This is a genomic window from Microbispora sp. H11081, assembly GCF_012999535.1.
Classification (GTDB): Bacteria; Actinomycetota; Actinomycetes; order Streptosporangiales; family Streptosporangiaceae; genus Microbispora.
In genome coordinates this window covers 510892-526914 of the sequence record NZ_JABBWV010000001.1, presented here as the reverse complement: position 1 = coordinate 526914, position 16023 = coordinate 510892, and the positions used below count along the sequence as shown (strand labels likewise).

13 protein-coding genes are annotated in these 16023 nt (G+C 72.8%); 5 read left to right on the top strand and 8 right to left on the bottom strand.

The annotated features are described in order from the left end of the window. Positions 1 to 48: 48 nt before the first annotated feature. Positions 49 to 1227 carry a PLP-dependent aspartate aminotransferase family protein gene (locus tag HHX31_RS02280; protein ID WP_169944548.1) on the bottom strand — a complete coding sequence of 393 codons (1179 nt, stop codon included), beginning with the start codon at positions 1225 to 1227 and terminating at the stop codon, positions 49 to 51. A 114-nt stretch (positions 1228 to 1341) separates the two neighbouring features. Between HHX31_RS02280 and HHX31_RS02275 the strand changes: the two genes are divergently transcribed. After that, positions 1342 to 2022, top strand: a complete 681-nt coding sequence (locus HHX31_RS02275) for an alpha/beta hydrolase (protein WP_169944546.1) — start codon at positions 1342 to 1344, stop codon at positions 2020 to 2022. Positions 2023 to 2070: 48 nt separating this feature from the next. Here the strand turns inward: HHX31_RS02275 and npdG are convergent, their stop codons facing one another. Continuing rightward, on the bottom strand, positions 2071 to 2742 hold the full coding sequence (gene npdG / locus HHX31_RS02270; protein WP_169944544.1) for an NADPH-dependent F420 reductase: 672 nt from the start codon (positions 2740 to 2742) through the stop codon (positions 2071 to 2073). A gap of 199 nt (positions 2743 to 2941) precedes the next feature. On the opposite strand from npdG, the gene HHX31_RS02265 reads away from it, so the two are divergent. After that, entirely contained in the window at positions 2942 to 3520 is a 579-nt protein-coding gene (locus tag HHX31_RS02265) for a hypothetical protein (RefSeq protein ID WP_169944543.1), read from the top strand. An 11-nt stretch (positions 3521 to 3531) separates the two neighbouring features. Here the strand turns inward: HHX31_RS02265 and HHX31_RS02260 are convergent, their stop codons facing one another. Beyond that, positions 3532 to 4491: a LysR family transcriptional regulator gene (locus HHX31_RS02260; protein ID WP_169944541.1), complete on the bottom strand. Its 960-nt coding sequence runs from the start codon at positions 4489 to 4491 to the stop codon at positions 3532 to 3534. Between the two features lie 104 nt (positions 4492 to 4595). Here HHX31_RS02260 and HHX31_RS02255 point away from each other — a divergent pair, with 104 nt between their 5' ends. After that, entirely contained in the window at positions 4596 to 4880 is a 285-nt protein-coding gene (locus HHX31_RS02255) for a hypothetical protein (protein ID WP_169944539.1), read from the top strand. An 85-nt stretch (positions 4881 to 4965) separates the two neighbouring features. On the opposite strand, the gene HHX31_RS02250 is transcribed toward HHX31_RS02255, so the two are convergent. Continuing rightward, positions 4966 to 5142 (bottom strand): hypothetical protein, encoded by a 177-nt coding sequence (locus tag HHX31_RS02250; RefSeq protein ID WP_169944538.1) that lies wholly within the window; start codon positions 5140 to 5142, stop codon positions 4966 to 4968. Positions 5143 to 5184: 42 nt separating this feature from the next. Here HHX31_RS02250 and map point away from each other — a divergent pair, with 42 nt between their 5' ends. Next, positions 5185 to 6033, top strand: a complete 849-nt coding sequence (map, locus tag HHX31_RS02245; protein ID WP_169944536.1) for a type I methionyl aminopeptidase — start codon at positions 5185 to 5187, stop codon at positions 6031 to 6033. A 50-nt stretch (positions 6034 to 6083) separates the two neighbouring features. Here map and HHX31_RS02240 read toward each other — a convergent pair whose 3' ends face one another. From HHX31_RS02240 to HHX31_RS02230, 3 genes are all read right to left on the bottom strand, one after another. After that, positions 6084 to 8078, bottom strand: a complete 1995-nt coding sequence (locus HHX31_RS02240) for a cytochrome c oxidase assembly protein (RefSeq protein WP_311931197.1) — start codon at positions 8076 to 8078, stop codon at positions 6084 to 6086. Beyond that, positions 8075 to 8695, bottom strand: coding sequence for a copper resistance CopC family protein (locus tag HHX31_RS02235; protein WP_169944534.1), 621 nt, complete (start codon positions 8693 to 8695; stop codon positions 8075 to 8077). Before HHX31_RS02235 ends, HHX31_RS02240 begins: the two co-directional genes overlap by 4 nt. A 145-nt stretch (positions 8696 to 8840) precedes the next feature. Continuing rightward, the gene (locus HHX31_RS02230; RefSeq protein ID WP_169944532.1) at positions 8841 to 10133 is read right to left on the bottom strand and encodes a helix-turn-helix domain-containing protein; all 1293 of its coding nucleotides are present in this window, start codon (positions 10131 to 10133) and stop codon (positions 8841 to 8843) included. A 1464-nt stretch (positions 10134 to 11597) separates the two neighbouring features. Here HHX31_RS02230 and HHX31_RS02225 point away from each other — a divergent pair. Next, a complete protein-coding gene (locus HHX31_RS02225) occupies positions 11598 to 14468 on the top strand; it encodes a BTAD domain-containing putative transcriptional regulator (RefSeq protein ID WP_169944530.1) in 2871 nt (956 codons plus the stop codon). Here HHX31_RS02225 and HHX31_RS02220 read toward each other — a convergent pair. Then, positions 14465 to 15988 (bottom strand): PucR family transcriptional regulator, encoded by a 1524-nt coding sequence (locus tag HHX31_RS02220; RefSeq protein ID WP_169944528.1) that lies wholly within the window; start codon positions 15986 to 15988, stop codon positions 14465 to 14467. The genes HHX31_RS02225 and HHX31_RS02220 overlap by 4 nt on opposite strands. Positions 15989 to 16023 lie beyond the last annotated feature (35 nt).

Here is a 16023-nt window from a genome sequence, read left to right as displayed (position 1 = left end):
CGGGGCGGCCGCGGCACACGCCGCGGCCGCCCTTCCCATGCGGGCGCCTCAGATCGCGTCGAGCGCCTGGGCGAAGTCGGCCCACAGGTCCTCGGCGTGCTCGATGCCCACGGCCACCCGGACCGTCCCCTCGCCGATGCCCGCGGCGGCCAGGCCCGCCGCGCTCACCGAGCGGTGCGACGTCGTGGCCGGGTGCAGGATCAGCGTCTCCACGCCGCCGAGCGAGGGCGCGAGCAGCGCGAGCCTGACGTTGCGCATGAACGCCTCGCCCGCCGTACGTCCTCCCGCCAGGTCGAAGGAGAACACGCCGCCGAAGTCGGGCAGGAGCTTGGCGGCCAGCTCGTGCGACGGGTGCGACGGCAGGCCCGGCCAGTGGACCGCGGCCACGGCGGGGTGCCCGGCGAGCCGCGTCGCGAGCACCCGGGCGTTGGCGCAGTGACGCTCCATCCGCAGCGGCAGCGTCTGCATCCCCCGCAGGGTCAGCCACGCGGCGAACGGGTCGGCCGTCGCGCCGAGCTCCACCGCGTACGACCACACCTTGCGGTACAGGTCGTCCGAGGCGAACACGGCGATGCCGCCGACGACGTCGGTGTGCCCGGACAGATACTTGGTCACCGAGTGCACCACGATGTCCGCGCCGTGCTCGATCGGGCGGCACAGGACGGGCGAGGCGAAGGTGTTGTCGACCACAGTGAGGATCCCGGCCTCGCGCGCCGCCGCGCACATCCCCGGCAGGTCGGCCACCTGCGTCATCGGGTTGGCGATGGTCTCCAGATACAGCAGCTTCGTCGTGGGCCGCACGGCGGCCCGTACGGCGGCGGGGTCGTCGTGCGGCACATGGGTGATCTCGACGCCGAAGCGCTCAGCGAGACCGTTCAGGGCCTGCGCGGTGGCGCCGTACAGCGCCGACTGGGCGATGACGTGGTCGCCCGACCCCAGCAGGCCGAGCAGCACGGCGTTGATCGCACCCATGCCCGAGCCTGTCGCCACGGCGGCCACGCCGCCCTCCAGCCCGGCGACCGCCTCCTCCAGGGCGCGGACGGTGGGATTGGAGAGCCGGCCGTACACGTACGCCCCGTCGGGCCGCCCCATGCCGTCGGCGAACACGGCCGGGTCGTCGAAGACGAACCCCGAGGTCTGGTAGATCGGCATGGCGATCGGCCTGCTGTCCTCCGGCATGGGCCGGGGCAGGTGGACGACGCGCGTTTCGGGATGCAGGGAGCTCATGCCGTCCAGAATTACCCAGAGAAGTAGCTCTTGTCAGATTGGCCCCCTCGACGACCGGTTACGCGGCGAGCGGAGGAGGGTTCCATCACCGCCGCGCCCGGTGAGGATGAGGGGGTGGATGTCAGCTTCCTCCTCGTGCACAGTCCCTCCGTCGGCCCCTCGACCTGGGCCCCCGTCGCCGAGACCCTGCGGGCGCGCGGGCACACCGCCGTGGTGCCCCCGCTGACCGACGTGACGACGGGCCCGCCGCCGTACTGGCCGAGGGTGGTGAGCGAGGTGGCGGCGAGCGCGCCGCGCGGACCGCTGGCCGTCGTGGCGCACAGCAACGCCGGGCTGTTCGTGCCGCTGATCGCGCAGGCCCTCGCCGGGCAGGTCGCCGCGTGCCTGTTCGTCGACGCCGCCCTGCCCCCGCGCAGGGGCGGGTGCCGGGCGGCGGAGCCGGAGCACCTCGCCTTCCTGCGCTCCCTCGCCGACGACGCGGGCGTCCTGCCCCGCTGGACCGACTGGTGGCCGCAGGACGTCGTCGCCGCCCTGCTCCCCGACCCACAGGTCCGCCAGGTGGTCGTGGCCGAGCAGGCGCGGCTGCCCCTCGCGTACTACGAGGAGGAGATCCCGGTGCCGGCCCGCTGGGACCACCTCAGGAGCGGCTACCTGTGGTTCGCCGACACGTACGCCGCCCTCGCCGCGGAGGCCGGGGAGCGCGGCTGGCCGGTCGCCCGCATCCCCGGAGAGCATCTGCACCAACTCGTCGCCCCCGAGGCGGTGGCCGACTGGCTCGTCGCCACCGCCGTGTGAGGTTCAGACATGTGAGGCGCAGACGTGTGGGGCTCAGACGTGTGGGGCTCAGACGTCGGTGACCCGGATGCCGGCGTGGGCCTTGTAGCGGCGGTTGACCGAGATCAGGTTCGCCGTGAACGCCTCGACCTGGTGGGCGTTGCGCAGCCGGCCCGCGTAGATGCCGCGCACTCCGGGGATGCGCCCGGCGAGCGCGCGCACGACGTCCGTGGCCTCGCGGTCGTCGCCGAGCACGAGCACGTCGAGATCGATCTCCGCCACCGAGGGGTCGAGCAGCAGCACCGCCGACACGTGGTGGAACGCTCCGACCACCCGGCTGCCGGTCAGCACCGCCGCCGCCTGCTGCGCCGCGCTCCCCTCCTCCACGGGCAGCGCGTACGCGCCCTGCTTGTCGAAGCCGAGCGGGTTGACGCAGTCGATCACGATCTTGCCGGTGAGCGGCTCGCGCAGGGACTCCAGCAGGGCCTTGTGCCCGTCCCAGGGCACCGCGACGATCACGATGTCCGCCTCGGCCGCCACCTCGGCGTTCGCGGCACCGCGCACACCGATCTCACTCGCCGCCTCCTGGGCGCGTTCGGCGCTGCGCGAGCCGATCAGCACGGTGTGACCGGCCAGGGAGAACCGGCGTGCCAGTCCTTTGCCCTGGTCGCCGGTGCCGCCAAGGATGCCGATGGTAAGTGCGGAGACGTCGGGGAGATCTACGGTGTTGTGCTCAGCCATGGCACAGATGATGCCAGCAGGCCTTCGACGGGCACTCGCCGGGTCGTCCCCGCCGGGTGCGCCGCCCTGGTCAAGGGGCCCACGACGTGTCCCCGCGACCGGACCGCCACGTACGCGTGGACGCCGGACGTGCCGACGCTTCGCGTCAAGCGGCCGATTGGCGGGACTTCGGGGGCTCGTGTCAGGCACCATGACGTTCATGGACGCCGCGTCGGTGAACCTGTTGCGCGAGGTGCTCGCCTCCACCGGATGGGTCGAACGCACCCGGGAGCTCGGCCTTGCCCTGCGGGCGACCAGGTCGGCCGGGGGGCTCCTCGTCGTCGGCGCACCCGAGGACGAGCCGTGGCACGTCACCGCCCATCTGGCCGACGAGGCCCGGCTGTCGGGACTCGCCCAGCTGTCCCCCACGCTCGTCCGCTGGGCGCCGCCGCCCGGCGCGCCCGCCCACCTGCGGGTCGGGATGGAGCGCCTGCGCGACACCGGCAGGGGCGAGACGCTCTTCGTGGTCGCCGAGCGACGGGCGCCCGTGCCCCTGCTGGAGCGTGTGGACGACGCCCGCCGCAGCGGCGCCACCATCCTCGCCGTCGACGGCGGCGACCCCGAGCTGGAGTCCCTCGCCCACGACGCGATCGCCGTGCCGAGCGAGGGGGCAGTCCTGAGCTTCGACGCCGCGCAGCACCTGGTGAGCAGCGCGGCCGGGGAGGTGCGGCGGCTCGGCCTGCGCGAGCGCCTCGCCCGCCTGGCCGACCGGATCACCGGCCCCCGGATCACCGACTGAGGCGCGACGGGTCAGGACACGGACGAGCCTGAAGAGGCGCGGCTGAGCTCGCCCACCCGGCGTTCCACCGCCTCGACCGCCTCACTCAGCACCTCGATCACCACGGCCTGCATGGGGTCGGGCTCCCCCGACGTCGTACGGCTCACCCTGGTCAGCGCCTCGAGCCTGCGGCTGCCGACGCCGCGGATGCCGGTGACGACCACCTCGCCCGGCGGCACGTCGAGCAGCGCAAGCGACGGCACGATCGCCACGCCGTGCCCCGCCGACACCAGCCCGAGCACGGGCGGGAACTCCGCGATCAGGTGCACCCGGCGCGGCGCGAACCCGTGAAGCTGGGCGAGCCGTTCGAGCGCCTGCCCGCACGCCTGGTCGGGCACGCCCGCGACCCACGGCAGGTCGACGAGGTCGGCGACGGTGGCGGGCACCGTGTCCCACGACGGCGGGGCGACGATGCGGTACTCGTCGTCGTGCAGGCGGTGCCTGGACATCGACTGCAGGGAGGCGGCGGGCTGGCTCATGTCCCGTTCCGTCACCACCAGGTCCACGCCGCCGAGGCGCAGTTCCTGCACCGCGCCGGGCCCGAACAGCTCGTGGATGACGGGAGTGATCCGCGGGTGCCGTACGGCCAGCTCGCGCAGGGCGGGCACGAGCAGATGCCGGATCACGGTCGGGAACGCCGCGATCGTGACCGGCCCCGACAGCCGCTCGGCGAAGCGGTTGAGCTCGTGCCTGGCCTCGGCGAGCTGCTCCTCGATCCGCTCGGCGTACGCCGCCAGCACGCGGCCCGCGGGGGTCAGCGAGACCCTGCGCTGCGACCGGTCGAACAGCGCGAGGCCGACCTCCCGTTCGAGCTGGGCGAGCTGCTGGGAGACGGCCGAGGGCGTGAGGTGCAGCGCCTGGGCGGCCTTCATGACGCCGCCCCTGCGGGACACCTCATGCAGGATCCGCAGCCGTCGCGGGTCGATATCCATACAGCGGATCTTATGGGTGGATTAAGAAACCTTCACTTGCTCTTCACACTGCCGGGGCAGGATCATCGCACCATGACCATTTCCCGGGACGGCGAGCCGTCCTGATGTCCACGTTCATCACGATCATCGGCACCGCCGGCGCCGTCATCCTCCTGCTCGCGTACGCCATGGTGTCGTCCGGCAGGATGTCCGGGAACGGCCTGCCCTACCAGCTGCTCAACTTCGGCGGCGCGGTCACCCTGATGATCAACAGCGCGTACCACTCGGCCTGGCCCTCCGCGATCCTCAACCTCGTGTGGAGCGGCATCGGCGTGTGGACCCTCGGCCGGTTCGTCGCCCGCCGCGCGGCGGCGCGCCGTCACACGGCCGAGCCGGCCCCCGGGCGGTGAAGACCCCCCGACGGCACCGGCGGCAGCCCGCAGCGGCCCGAGGGCGCGGCCGGCGACCCCCGGGCGGTCCACGGAGGTCAGGGAATCAGTCGTCCCATTCCTTGTCCTGCTCGCTCCAGCGCTTGTTGCGCTCCGCCGCCGTCTGCAGGGCCTGGGCGGCGGTCTCGCGGGAGTCGTAGGGGCCTAGCCGGTCCTTGTTGGGGCAGCCCTTCTCGGGCTCGACGGTCATGTGCTTCAGGCAGAACCACCATTGATCGCTCACGCCATAATCGTGCCCCCTCGGCGCGCAACTAGACTTGGCGACATGACCACGCTGCTCCGCCCCGGGCGGATCTCGCCCACCCGTAAGGTCCCCGCCGGCATCCCGCGTCCCGAATACGTGGGGAAGGCCGAGCCCAAGAAGGGCGACAGCGACGTCCAGACCCCCGAGACCATCGAGAGGATGCGGATCGCGGGCCGGATCGCCGCCCAGGCGCTGGAGGAGGTCGGCAGGCACGTCGCCCCCGGCGTGACGACCGACGAACTCGACCGGATCGGCCACGAGTTCCTCTGCGACCACGGCGCCTACCCCTCGACGCTCGGCTACCGGGGCTACCCGAAGTCGCTGTGCACCTCGATCAACGAGGTGATCTGCCACGGCATCCCGGACGACACCGTGCTGCGCGACGGTGACATCGTCAACGTGGACATCACCGCCTACATCGGCGGCGTGCACGGCGACACCGACGCCACCTTCCTGGTCGGGGAGGTCGACGAGGAGTCGCGGCTGCTGGTCGAGCGGACCCACGAGGCGATGATGCGGGCGATCAAGGCGGTCGCGCCCGGCCGCCAGCTCAACATCGTGGGCCGGGTCATCGAGGCGTACGCCAAGCGCTTCGGCTACGGCGTCGTCCGCGACTTCACCGGCCACGGCATCGGGGCATCGTTCCACTCCGGGCTCATCGTGCCCCACTACGACGATCCCTCGCTGTCGGTGACCCTCGTGCCCGGGATGACGTTCACGATCGAGCCCATGCTCACGCTCGGCACGATCGACTACGAGATCTGGCCGGACAGGTGGACCGCGGTGACCAGGGACCGCAAGCGGACCGCGCAGTTCGAGCACACAATCGTGGTGACCGAGACGGGGCGCGAGATCCTGACCCTGCCGTAGCGGGCGGGCGCCGCGACCCGGATGCCGCGACCCGGGATTGCTCCCGCGGGCTACTCGGCGGCCGTGTCCCGCTTGTTGAGCTTCGCCAGATAGTCGTTGTAGGCGTCGAGCTCCGCGTCCCCGGTGCCGCCGGACCTGGCCGCGGCGGCGTCGGCGCGGCGGTCCGCCCGGCGCGCGACCCGCTCGTCGTCCCGCCACCACTGGAACCCCAGAGCGAGCAGCACGATCAGCGTGGGGATCTCACCGAACGCCCAGGCGATCGCGCCGCCGGACTGCTGGTCGGCCAGGGAGGACGCGCCCCAGGTGCGCCCGAGCTGGTCGTAGTAGGACGACGCCAGCACGGTGCCCATGCTCATCAGGGCGAGCCCGAAGAACGCGTGGAACGGCATGGTCACCATCAGCAGCAGCAACCGCCCGTAGTAGGGCAGCTTGTACGGCGCGGGGTCCACCCCGATGATCACCCAGAAGAACAGGGAGCCGCTGAGCAGGAAGTGCACGGTCATCGCGATGTGACCGAGGTGCTCCTCCATCGCGGCGGCGAACAGCGGGGTGAAGTACAGGGCGAACGTCGACACCACGAAGATCGCCGTCGCGATCGCGGGGTGGCTGACGAACCTCACGACCCTGCTGTGCAGAATCACCATGATCCACTCGCGTGGCCCCCGGTCGCCCCTGCGGACGGCGGGCTTGAGCGCGCGCAGCGCCAGCGTCACCGGCGCGCCGAGCACCAGGAAGATCGGGACCAGCATCGACAGGACCATGTGCTCGGTCATGTGCACGCTGAACAGCACCGGCGCGTAGCGCGCCACACCGGTCTGCGTGCTGAGCACGAGGATGACCACGCCGAGGAACCAGCTCACCGTGCGGCCGGCGGGCCACCGGTCTCCCCTGCGGGCCATCCGGACGACCCCCGCGCCGTACAGACCGGCCAGGGCGGCGGCGAGCACGGCGAAGAACAGGTCGAACCACCACAACGTCACCAGGTTGACGAGCGAGATCGGCGGCGGCAGGAGATAGCCGAGCAGCTCGAACGCACGGTCCACCGGGGTGTCGACGGGCGGCGGGGCGGTCCGGGACAGCGCCACGGCGAGGCCGATCGTCGCCCCCATCAGCACGACCTCGCCGAGGGCGAGGCGGAGGAAGGCGTGCGGCTCCCCCGCCGACAGCCGAGGCAGCGTACGGCCGCGGTGGCGCCAGCCGAAGAACCCGAGCACCACGAAAGCGATGATCTTGGCCAGCAGGAGCAGGCCGTAGTTCGAGGTGAACAGCTCGCCGACCGAGGTGAGACGCGAGGCGGTGGCGGCGAGCCCGGAGACGCCGACCCCCACGAAGCACCACAGCGCCATCCGGGAGAAGCGCGCGGCGGCGACGTCCAGGAGCGGCTGCCCGCGCAGCGCGTGGAAGCAGATCATCCCGAGTCCGCCCACCCACAGCGCCAGGAAGAGCAGGTGCATGGCGACCGAGGTGGTGGCCAGCCCGTGGTTGGGCGAGGAGGAGGAGTGCCCGGTGAGCGCGGGCGGCAGCAGCGTCACGAGCGCGAAGACCAGCAGGCCGGCCGCGGCGCCCACGGTGATCGCGCCGCGGGCGAACAACGCGATGGCGACGGCGAACAGCACGACCAGGGTCAGCGCGATGCCCTGCGGCACCTGACTGGCGTAGCTGGTGAGCTCGTTGCCCGCGAGTACCTGCCCCACCGGCATGCCGAGCGTCTCCGACAGGCTGAAGACCAGCGCGACCGCCGCGGCCACCGCCCAGACCAGCGCGGACCACGAGGCGGCCTTCACGTAACCCTGCGCGGGTTTGCCGAGCAGGCCCTTGTCGCTGGGCAGGAACGCCGAGGCCGCGGCGAGCAGCCCGACGGTCAGGACGCCGGAGACGTCCATCGCGAGCTTCGACAGCGGGAGCATCCAGCGGGTGAGGGTGCCCTCGTCGGGCAGGCCGGGGATGATCCGCGGCGTCGCGGCGCCACCGAGCACCATGGCGACGACGAGTGCGCCGACGGCCGCGCAGAGCGCCGCGGCGGTCAGGCGCACCGCCCTGTTCACGGCTTCTTCCGCAGGCTCAGGAACATCCCGATGCCGACGCCGGCGATCCCGAAGATCACGGCCCACATCCAGCCGGGCACGCCCCGCCGTCCGGCGCTGTCGGCCTCCTCGGCCTGCGCCGCCTGCGCGGCCTGCTCCGTCGCGACCGGCGAGGCCGCCGCGGACTCAGCCGATGCCGACTCCCCCGCGGCCGGCTCCTCTGAGGTGGACTCCCCTGCGGCGGCGGCCGACGTCGCCGTGCCCAGGGACTGGCCGCCGGTCACCGTGAACGGGATCTCCCCCTCCAGCGGGTGCCCGTCGGGCGAGACCACCCGCCAGGCGACCGTGTAGCGGCCCGGCGGCACCGGCTCGGTCACCGCCTGGCTGACCTTGGGCCCGTCCACGGCCGGCGCGCCGTTCTCGTAGCGCGTGCCGTCCTCACCGCGGACGACCACGACCGGGAACTTAACGGACTCCGCGAATTCGAGCGTGACCTTGCGCAAGGTCTCCAGCTGGGCGTTCTTCTGCGGATCGCTGCTCTTGAGCGAGGTGTGCGCCTGGGCGGGCAGAACCGGCGCGGCACACAGCAGGAGAGCCGCCACGAGCGCGGCGAAGGCGGCGAGGAAGGGTCTCTTCATGGCACTCCCAGGCTACCGACGCCGGGCTCCGGTCCGTACCCCAGACCACGGGTACCGCACGATCACGGATCAAGGGAAGCCCGGGGCCGCGGGCGGGTGCCGGTGGCGCCCGCCCGCTCCGGTCGCGGGGCGGGCGCCCTCGCGACTACAGCCCGGCGCAGGCGAGCGCGCGCTGGTAGGCCGTGACGCTCTGCTCGTCGTCGCCGAGGCGCCGCCGCATCTCCGCCACGTTCATCCAGTCCTCGGCGGCCTTCAGGGTCCGCGGCGCGTCCTCCAGCCAGCCGGTGACCAGGTCGAGCGCCGCAGCCGCGTCCCCGTCCTGGTGGAGCAGGAAGTACGCCTGGCCGATCAGGAGGTTGGCGCCGGCGAGGAGCCCGCTCCCGGTGTGCTCGACCTGCGCCAGCGCGTCCCTGAGATAGTCGACGGCCTTGTCCGGGCGGTCGAGGACGAGCTCGGCCCAGGCGAGGACGCAGGCGGTCCGCGCCCGGTCGAAGGCGCTGGTGGCGGAGGCCTCGTGCTCCCGCTGCGCCCGCAGGAGCAGGTCGCGTGCCCGCTCGGCCTCCTCGGGGCGCACCCGCAGCAGCATCGAGGCGTAGGCCTGGCGCAGCCGCGCGAGGTTGCGCGGTTCGCCGTTCTCGGACTGGAAGGCGAGCGCTCGTTCGAGGAGCGCCATGCCCTCCTCGCCCCTGCCGCTCTTCTCCAGCACCTGTGCCGCGTTCCAGGACGACGCCACCGTCGCCCGGGACGTGGCGAGGGTCTCGGCGGCCGCCAGCAGTTCGTTCGCGAAGTGGCCCGCGCGCAGCAGGTCGCCGCGCACCATGTACGCGGTGAGCAGGGTGGCGCCGAGCTCGACCAGCTCGTCGGTCCAGCCGTTGCGCGCGTAGGTGGCGAGCGCCCGCTCGCCCACGCGCACGGCGGCGGAGAAGTCGCCCCGCTCACGGTGGCACCGGCACAGCGCCAGCGCCACGGCGATCTTGCGCTCCTGCGGCATCGCCTCGGCCTCGGAGCCGTTGAGCTCGTCGAGCACCGAGATCGCCTCGTCGAGCTCGCCGCAGGCCTCCAGAGCCAGGGCGTACCCGTAACGGGCCTCCACCCGCAGCGTGGCGAGGCCCTGCAGGTTGCTGTCCGCGAGGAGTTCGGCGTACCTGCGGCGGGCCTCGGCGACCTCGCCGTTCTCGATGGCCATCCACGCGAAGCTGAGGCCGACCTCCAGGTCCTCCATCTGCTCGGCCGTCACGCCGTTGACGAGGTAGGTGAGCGAGCAGTCGAGCTTCTGGGCGAGGAGTTCGAGAACTGCCGGTGTCGGTGTCCTCTTGCCGCTCTCGATCAGTGATACGTAACTGTCGGAAAGTTCAGGATGCGCCAACTGCGCCTGTGAGAGCCCGCGCTGCCGCCGTATCGACTTGATGCGCTGTCCCACCAGATCTTGCGCAGTCATTGGCAACTCCTGAAATATTGGAGGCCTGGCAGTCCGAGTTGATGGGAGATCCACCGTGCGCCGCCCAGCCTCGTATCTTCTTACCGCCCTGATTTTGGCCCTTGTGACCGTTGGTGGCAATGCTACGGCCAACAGTGCCACGTCCAACAGTGCCGCCCCGTCGTCTTCAGTGCAGCTCTTCTCGTTCGACAACGGCTGCTGCTGAACGAGTACGCGCTGGTGAGAGCGGGACAGTCCGTCCCCGGAGGTCACGACGCCACCGGGGACGGAGTGTCCACTCAGCCGGCCTGGGACGGCGACGGACCAGGATCGGCGGGGGTCCTCGCCGGGCTCCGCTCGCGTCCGGGCTGCCGTCCCGGGCCGTGATCTCCGGCAGGAGGCGGCGCGGGAACACCCCCAAAAACGACATCGCATCTTTCCGCCGCGAAAGGCGGACCGGCCGGCCGCATTCTCGAATAATCGAAAAAGGCGAATATGGCGAGCCGAGCGGAAATTCGAACAACCCGTCCGCGAGCCGCCCGGCCGGATAGCACGAAAGGCCGCATGGAAATCGCGCGAGCGAGAAAAGCGGCCCCGAAGACACGCCCGGTCGCACAGAGAGCGAGCCGCCCCGCCGTGTCCCGATTCGCCGCCGCGGGCTCAGGAGAACCGCGCCCACAAGAACCGCGCCCCACAAGAACCGCGTCCCACGAGAACACCGTCCTCAGAAGACCGCCTCCCCGGGACGCCGCCTCCGGCGAACTATCCGGAGACGGCCGCGGGCACGGCTTCGACGCGGCCGGCGCGGATCCGCCCTCGCGCGCGGGCATCGGGCGGACGGGACCGTCCGGCGGATCGGTCATGGACCGCGTTGGCCGCCCGACCGCCCACACCCCTCGGGCCGGCGACGCCCATCCCCGAGGCCGCTACCTCGGCAAACGACAGGCCGGCCGGCAACCGTGCAGGTCATCAACGCCTTACCGAGGCGAGCGGCGCGGTGGGAGCGCTCTCCGGCTGGGACGCGCCGGCCGATGCCACCGCGCGCCCCGGCGCCCGGTCTCCCGCGGCGCGACCCGCGACCCTCCGGACACCAGGGGTGTTCGGGCAGGTCAAACGATGCGTCAGGAAGGCTTACCGACAAGTAGGAAATTCCGGCCCGACAGGAACGGGCCGTTACCCGATGCGTCTAGACAATATCTAGATGGGACATGGCATATTTCATGCTCTGCCGGAACACGCCCGACGGCATGCCCGATGCCGGACGAACACGGGACGCCATCGCGAAGCCGCAGTTTATGGGGGGAACCGCCGGGGTGCAGTTGCGACGAGCGCGGCAGCTCACGGCACGCATCGGGCACGGGAGTGGAATTCTCCTCGAACGCGATGACCCACGGATTGCGTCTACGCCGTTACCACGTGGAGTTCAGAGGCATGGATAGCGCGAATGAGCCTGAAACGTCCGCGTACTCGCCCTGCCGTCTGCGGATGCTCGGGCCTCTGGCGGCGTGGCGCGACGGGCGGAGCGTCGACCTCGGACCTCCGCTCCAGCGCGCGACCCTGTGCGTGCTCGCCGCCAAAGTCGGCAGGATCGTCCCCAAGGAACGGCTGATCGGCGATCTGTGGGGCGGCGCCGCCCCGAGGACGGCCGAGCAGAGTGTCTACACCTATGTGGCCGGGCTGCGACGGCTGCTCGAACCGGATCAGGGCAGGCGGGGGCCGTTCAGGCTGCTCACCCACTCCGCGAGCGGCTACAGCCTGGCACGGGACGCGTGCCTGACCGACGCGGAGGAGTTCGAGCGGCGCCTCGCGGAGGCTCGCCGCTACCAGGCCAAGGAGGATCTCGGCGGCTGGCTGCGCGAACTGGAGGCCGCGCTGGGACTGTGGGCGGGCACCGCCCTCGGCGGCGTTCCCGGCCCCTTCTGCGAAGCGGAACGGGCCCGGCTGGAGGGCATGCGGCTGACGGCGCGGGAGGACCAGGCCGACGCGCTGCTGCGGCTGGGCCGGAGCCAGGAGCCGCTCGACGTGCTCGTCGGGCTGACCGCGGAGGCCCCGCTGCGGGAGCGGGCCCGGGAGTTGCTGATGCTCGCGCTCTACCGCCGCGGACGGCAGGCGGAGGCGCTGGAGGTCTTCCACGACGCCAGGCGCCGGCTCGCGGAACAGCTCGGCGTCGATCCCGGCGAGCCCCTGCGGAAGGCGTACGAGCTCATCCTGTGCGCGGACCCCTCTCTCGACGCGTCGCCGTCCCCCGCGACGGTCTCCGCGCCCGACGAGGTCCACCGGCCGCGTCAGCTCCCGCGCGATCCGCGGGTCTTCGTGGGGCGTACGGACCCGCTGGTGCGCCTGCGCGCGCTGCTCGCGCCCTGGGACGGAGGCGACCCGCCGGCGATGGTGGCCGTCACCGGCACGCCGGGAGCGGGGAAGTCGACCCTCGCCGTACGCGCCGCCCACATGGTGAGCGATCACTACCCCGACGGCCAGCTGTTCCTGAACCTGCTCGGGGCGACGCCAGGAGTGCGGCGGCTGAACCCGCTCGACCTGCTCGGGAGGCTGCTTCGCGGCCTCGGCACGCGCCCGGAGGCGGTCCCGTCCGACCCGGACGAGGCCGCGGCGATGCTCAGGGACCGCCTGGCGGGCCGGCAGACGCTGATCGTGCTGGACGACGCGGCCGGCCCGGAACAGGTCCGCCCTCTGCTGGGCCTGCCGGCGGGCAACGCCCTGCTCGTCACGAGCCGGGAGTCGTTCGCGGCGGCCGACGACTGCGTCCAGCTCGTCCTGCCCAGGATGCAACGGTCGGAGGCGACGACCATGCTGGCGAAACTCGTCGGCGCCGAGCGGGTCGCCGCCGATCCGGCCGCCGCCGCCGAGCTCGTGGACCTCTGCGGAGGGCTGCCCCTCGCCCTCCGCCTCGCGGCGGCGCGGCTGTCGGAGAACCGCCGCACACCTGTGTCCGATCTCAACTCCCGGCTGCGCGACGAACGGCGGGCGCTGCACGAGCTCGAGTCGGGTGACCTCGCGGTGCGGGCCAGCCTCCAGCTCAGCCACGACTCGCTGGCGGAAGGCGGGCACGAGCTCGACCGGCAGGCGGCCGCGGCCCTGTGTCATCTGGGCGTCCTGCGGGTGCCGGACGCGACCCCCGTTGTCGTGGCGGCGCTCGTCGACCTGCCCCTGGACGTGGCCGAGCGAGCCGTGGCCCGCCTGATCCGGGCGAATCTGGCCGAACCGGGCGAGCAGGACCGGTTCCGCCTCCACGACCTGGTCAGGCTCTTCGCCGTGGAGCTGGCCGGGCGGCACCTGGACGAGCGCGACCGCGACGACGCGCTCGACCGCGTGCTCGGCCTGTACGGGTCGAGCGTCCGCCTGGCCATGCGGCTGCTCGACCCGCATCGGGTGCATCCACCCCACGAGTTCGCGGACCGCGAACCGTTCGCCCTGGCGGACGCCGAGAGCGCGTCCGCGTGGCTGGAGCGCGAACACCGCAACATCCTCGCCGTGGCGGCCCAGGCGATGGCGTCGCACAACCACTCCCTCGCACGCTCGGGCGCGCACCTCGGCTTCTCCTGCCAATGGCCCTTCACGTTCATCGGACACCACGAGGACGTCGTGACCCTCGGCCGTCAGGCGCTGGAGGTGGGCGCCCGGCTCGGCGACCGCGAGATCTCCGCCCTCGCGAGCGGATACCTCGCCCTGGGCCTCGGCAACGCGGGGCGCTACGAGGAGGCGCTCGGGCACCAGCGCGCCGAGGTGCACCTCCGCCGCACCGCGGGGGAGTCCTTCGCGCGCATGCGGGCGCTGGGCAACCTCACCGTGACGCTCAACGCGCTGCACCGGCACGAGGAAGCCCTGGCATCCGGCTACGAGCAACTCCACATCGCCAGGAACATCGCGTCGGCGGTGGGCGAACGGCACGCCCTCCTCGGCATCGGCGAGGCCCGGCTCGGGCTCGGCCGCGTCGCGGAGGCCAGGGCGGCGTGGCGCGAAGTCGGCAGGCTCGCCAAGCAGGCTGGAGACCATACGCACATGGTGGACGCGCTGCTCGGCCTGGCCCAGGTGCACGAGAAGCAGGACGACCCCTGGTCCGCGGCGGTCGTCTACCGGAAGGCACTCGCCCTGAGCCGGGAAGGGCACAACCGCGGCATGGACGTGGAGTGCCTGGGCCGGCTGGGGCGCGCGGAACGGCTCATCGGCTCCTTCGACAGGGCACGCGCCTACCTCGGCGAGACCCTGGCCGCCGCGGAGAGACACGGCGCGGCGCACTGGGCGGGCTTCGCACGCGAGGAGCTGGCCCTGCTCGACGGCGGGCACGCCGCCGGAGACGGCCGGCCGGCCGCGGGCGACCGCATCGCCCGGGGCGGCTAGCCGGCGCGCAGGGCGAGGAACAGGTCGACCCGGTCGGCCATGGACGACAGGTCCCTGCCGGTCAGCTCCTCGACCCGCCTGATCCGGTAGCGCACGGTGTTGACGTGGACGTGCAGCCGTTCCGCGCAGACGTTCCACGACCCGGTGCAGTCGAGGAACTCGCCGAGCGTGCGCACCAGTTCCGCGCCGTGCCGCCGGTCGTAGTCGAACAGCGGCCCGAGCAGCCGCCCGGCGAACGACGAGCGGACGTCGCCGGGCACGGTCGCCAGCAGCAGCGCGTGCGTGTAGATCTCGTCGCCGGTGACCACTCCCCCGCCGCGCGCCTCGGCCATCCGCCGGGCGTGGCCCGCCTCCTCCACCCCGCCCCGGATGGCCTGCGGCCCGGTCAGCGCGCCGCTCAGCCCGGCCGACACCCGGATCCCGGCCAGCCCGCGCGCGAGCACCGCCGTACGGGCGCGCAGCAGCGCCGCGAGCGTGTCACGGTCGCTCCAGGGGGTGCCGGCGCGCAGCGGGACCAGCGCCACCGACGCGTCGGCGCCCGCGGCGGCCACCACGCGGCGGTCCAGCAGTTCCTCCGTCACCTGCCCGCCCAGCAGGGCGGGGTCGGGGCCGTCCGTCGCCCCGCGCCTGCTCGCCGTGACCGTCACCACGGCGTACGGCTCGGCCGGGTCGATGCCGCAGGTCCGCAGCCGGGCCGACAGCTCGGCGATGTCGCCGCCCGCGCACGCCAGCGCGATGAGCTGCTCGGCCAGCCTGCGCTCTACCCGGCGGCCCTCCTCGGCCCGCGTCCGCGCCATCGCGACGCACGCCGCGAGCTCGTAGCCGATCTCCGCGTCCACCTCGCCCCGGCAGACCAGGGCCCAGCCCGCGGCCCGGTGCGAGCGGTCCACGGCGAACACCGTGTACGGCCCGCCGCGGTCCACGACGACGGGCAGGCGGACGGCGGCCAGGTAGTCGCGCGCCAGCCGTACGGCCCGGTCCTCGGGCAGCGCGCCCGCGACGACCGTGCCGCAGGCGGACACGACGGCGGCGGTGACGCCGAGCTCGGCCTCGACCAGGGCGAACAGCTCGCGGAGCCCGACACCCTCGGCCACGGCCGCCACGATCCTGCGGTGCCGGCCGAGCGCGCCGCGCAGGTCGCCGGCCTGCGCGGCCGCGACGCGCCTGCCGACGAGCTCGGTGACCGCCCCGAACGACACCTCGACCGGCACTTCGAACAGCGGCAGCCCGTGCGCCCGGCAGGCGTCCACGAGGTCGTCGGGCACCATGCCGAGCCGCGCGTCACCGGCGCCGAGCGCGGCCACGCCCGCCTCGGCCAGGGCCTTCACGAACCGGGCGGAGTCGGCGGGCGACCCGCGCCACATCAGGCCGGTCAGCACCAGCTCGCCGCCCGACAGGTAACGCCGGGGATCGGGCAGGTCGGTGACGAGCGCGCACGTGACCTCGCGGTCCAGCCGATCGTCACCGGTGAGCAGGACAAGCCGCAGTTCCTGGGCGGCGAGCAGATCTCGCAACAGCACGACAGCAGGGTATTTGGAGATATGTACAAGCATCG

Excerpts from the sequence above, each read along its gene's own strand:
- npdG (WP_169944544.1), bottom strand. The coding sequence starts at position 2,742 with ATGGCTGAGCACAACACCGTAGATCTCCCCGACGTCTCCGCACTTACC.
- HHX31_RS02230 (WP_169944532.1), bottom strand. The coding sequence starts at position 10,133 with ATGACTGCGCAAGATCTGGTGGGACAGCGCATCAAGTCGATACGGCGG.
- HHX31_RS02265 (WP_169944543.1), top strand. The coding sequence starts at position 2,942 with ATGGACGCCGCGTCGGTGAACCTGTTGCGCGAGGTGCTCGCCTCCACC.
- HHX31_RS02235 (WP_169944534.1), bottom strand. The coding sequence starts at position 8,695 with ATGAAGAGACCCTTCCTCGCCGCCTTCGCCGCGCTCGTGGCGGCTCTC.
- HHX31_RS02260 (WP_169944541.1), bottom strand. The coding sequence starts at position 4,491 with ATGGATATCGACCCGCGACGGCTGCGGATCCTGCATGAGGTGTCCCGC.
- map (WP_169944536.1), top strand. The coding sequence starts at position 5,185 with ATGACCACGCTGCTCCGCCCCGGGCGGATCTCGCCCACCCGTAAGGTC.
- HHX31_RS02280 (WP_169944548.1), bottom strand. The coding sequence starts at position 1,227 with ATGAGCTCCCTGCATCCCGAAACGCGCGTCGTCCACCTGCCCCGGCCC.
- HHX31_RS02225 (WP_169944530.1), top strand. The coding sequence starts at position 11,598 with ATGCTCGGGCCTCTGGCGGCGTGGCGCGACGGGCGGAGCGTCGACCTC.
- HHX31_RS02255 (WP_169944539.1), top strand. The coding sequence starts at position 4,596 with ATGTCCACGTTCATCACGATCATCGGCACCGCCGGCGCCGTCATCCTC.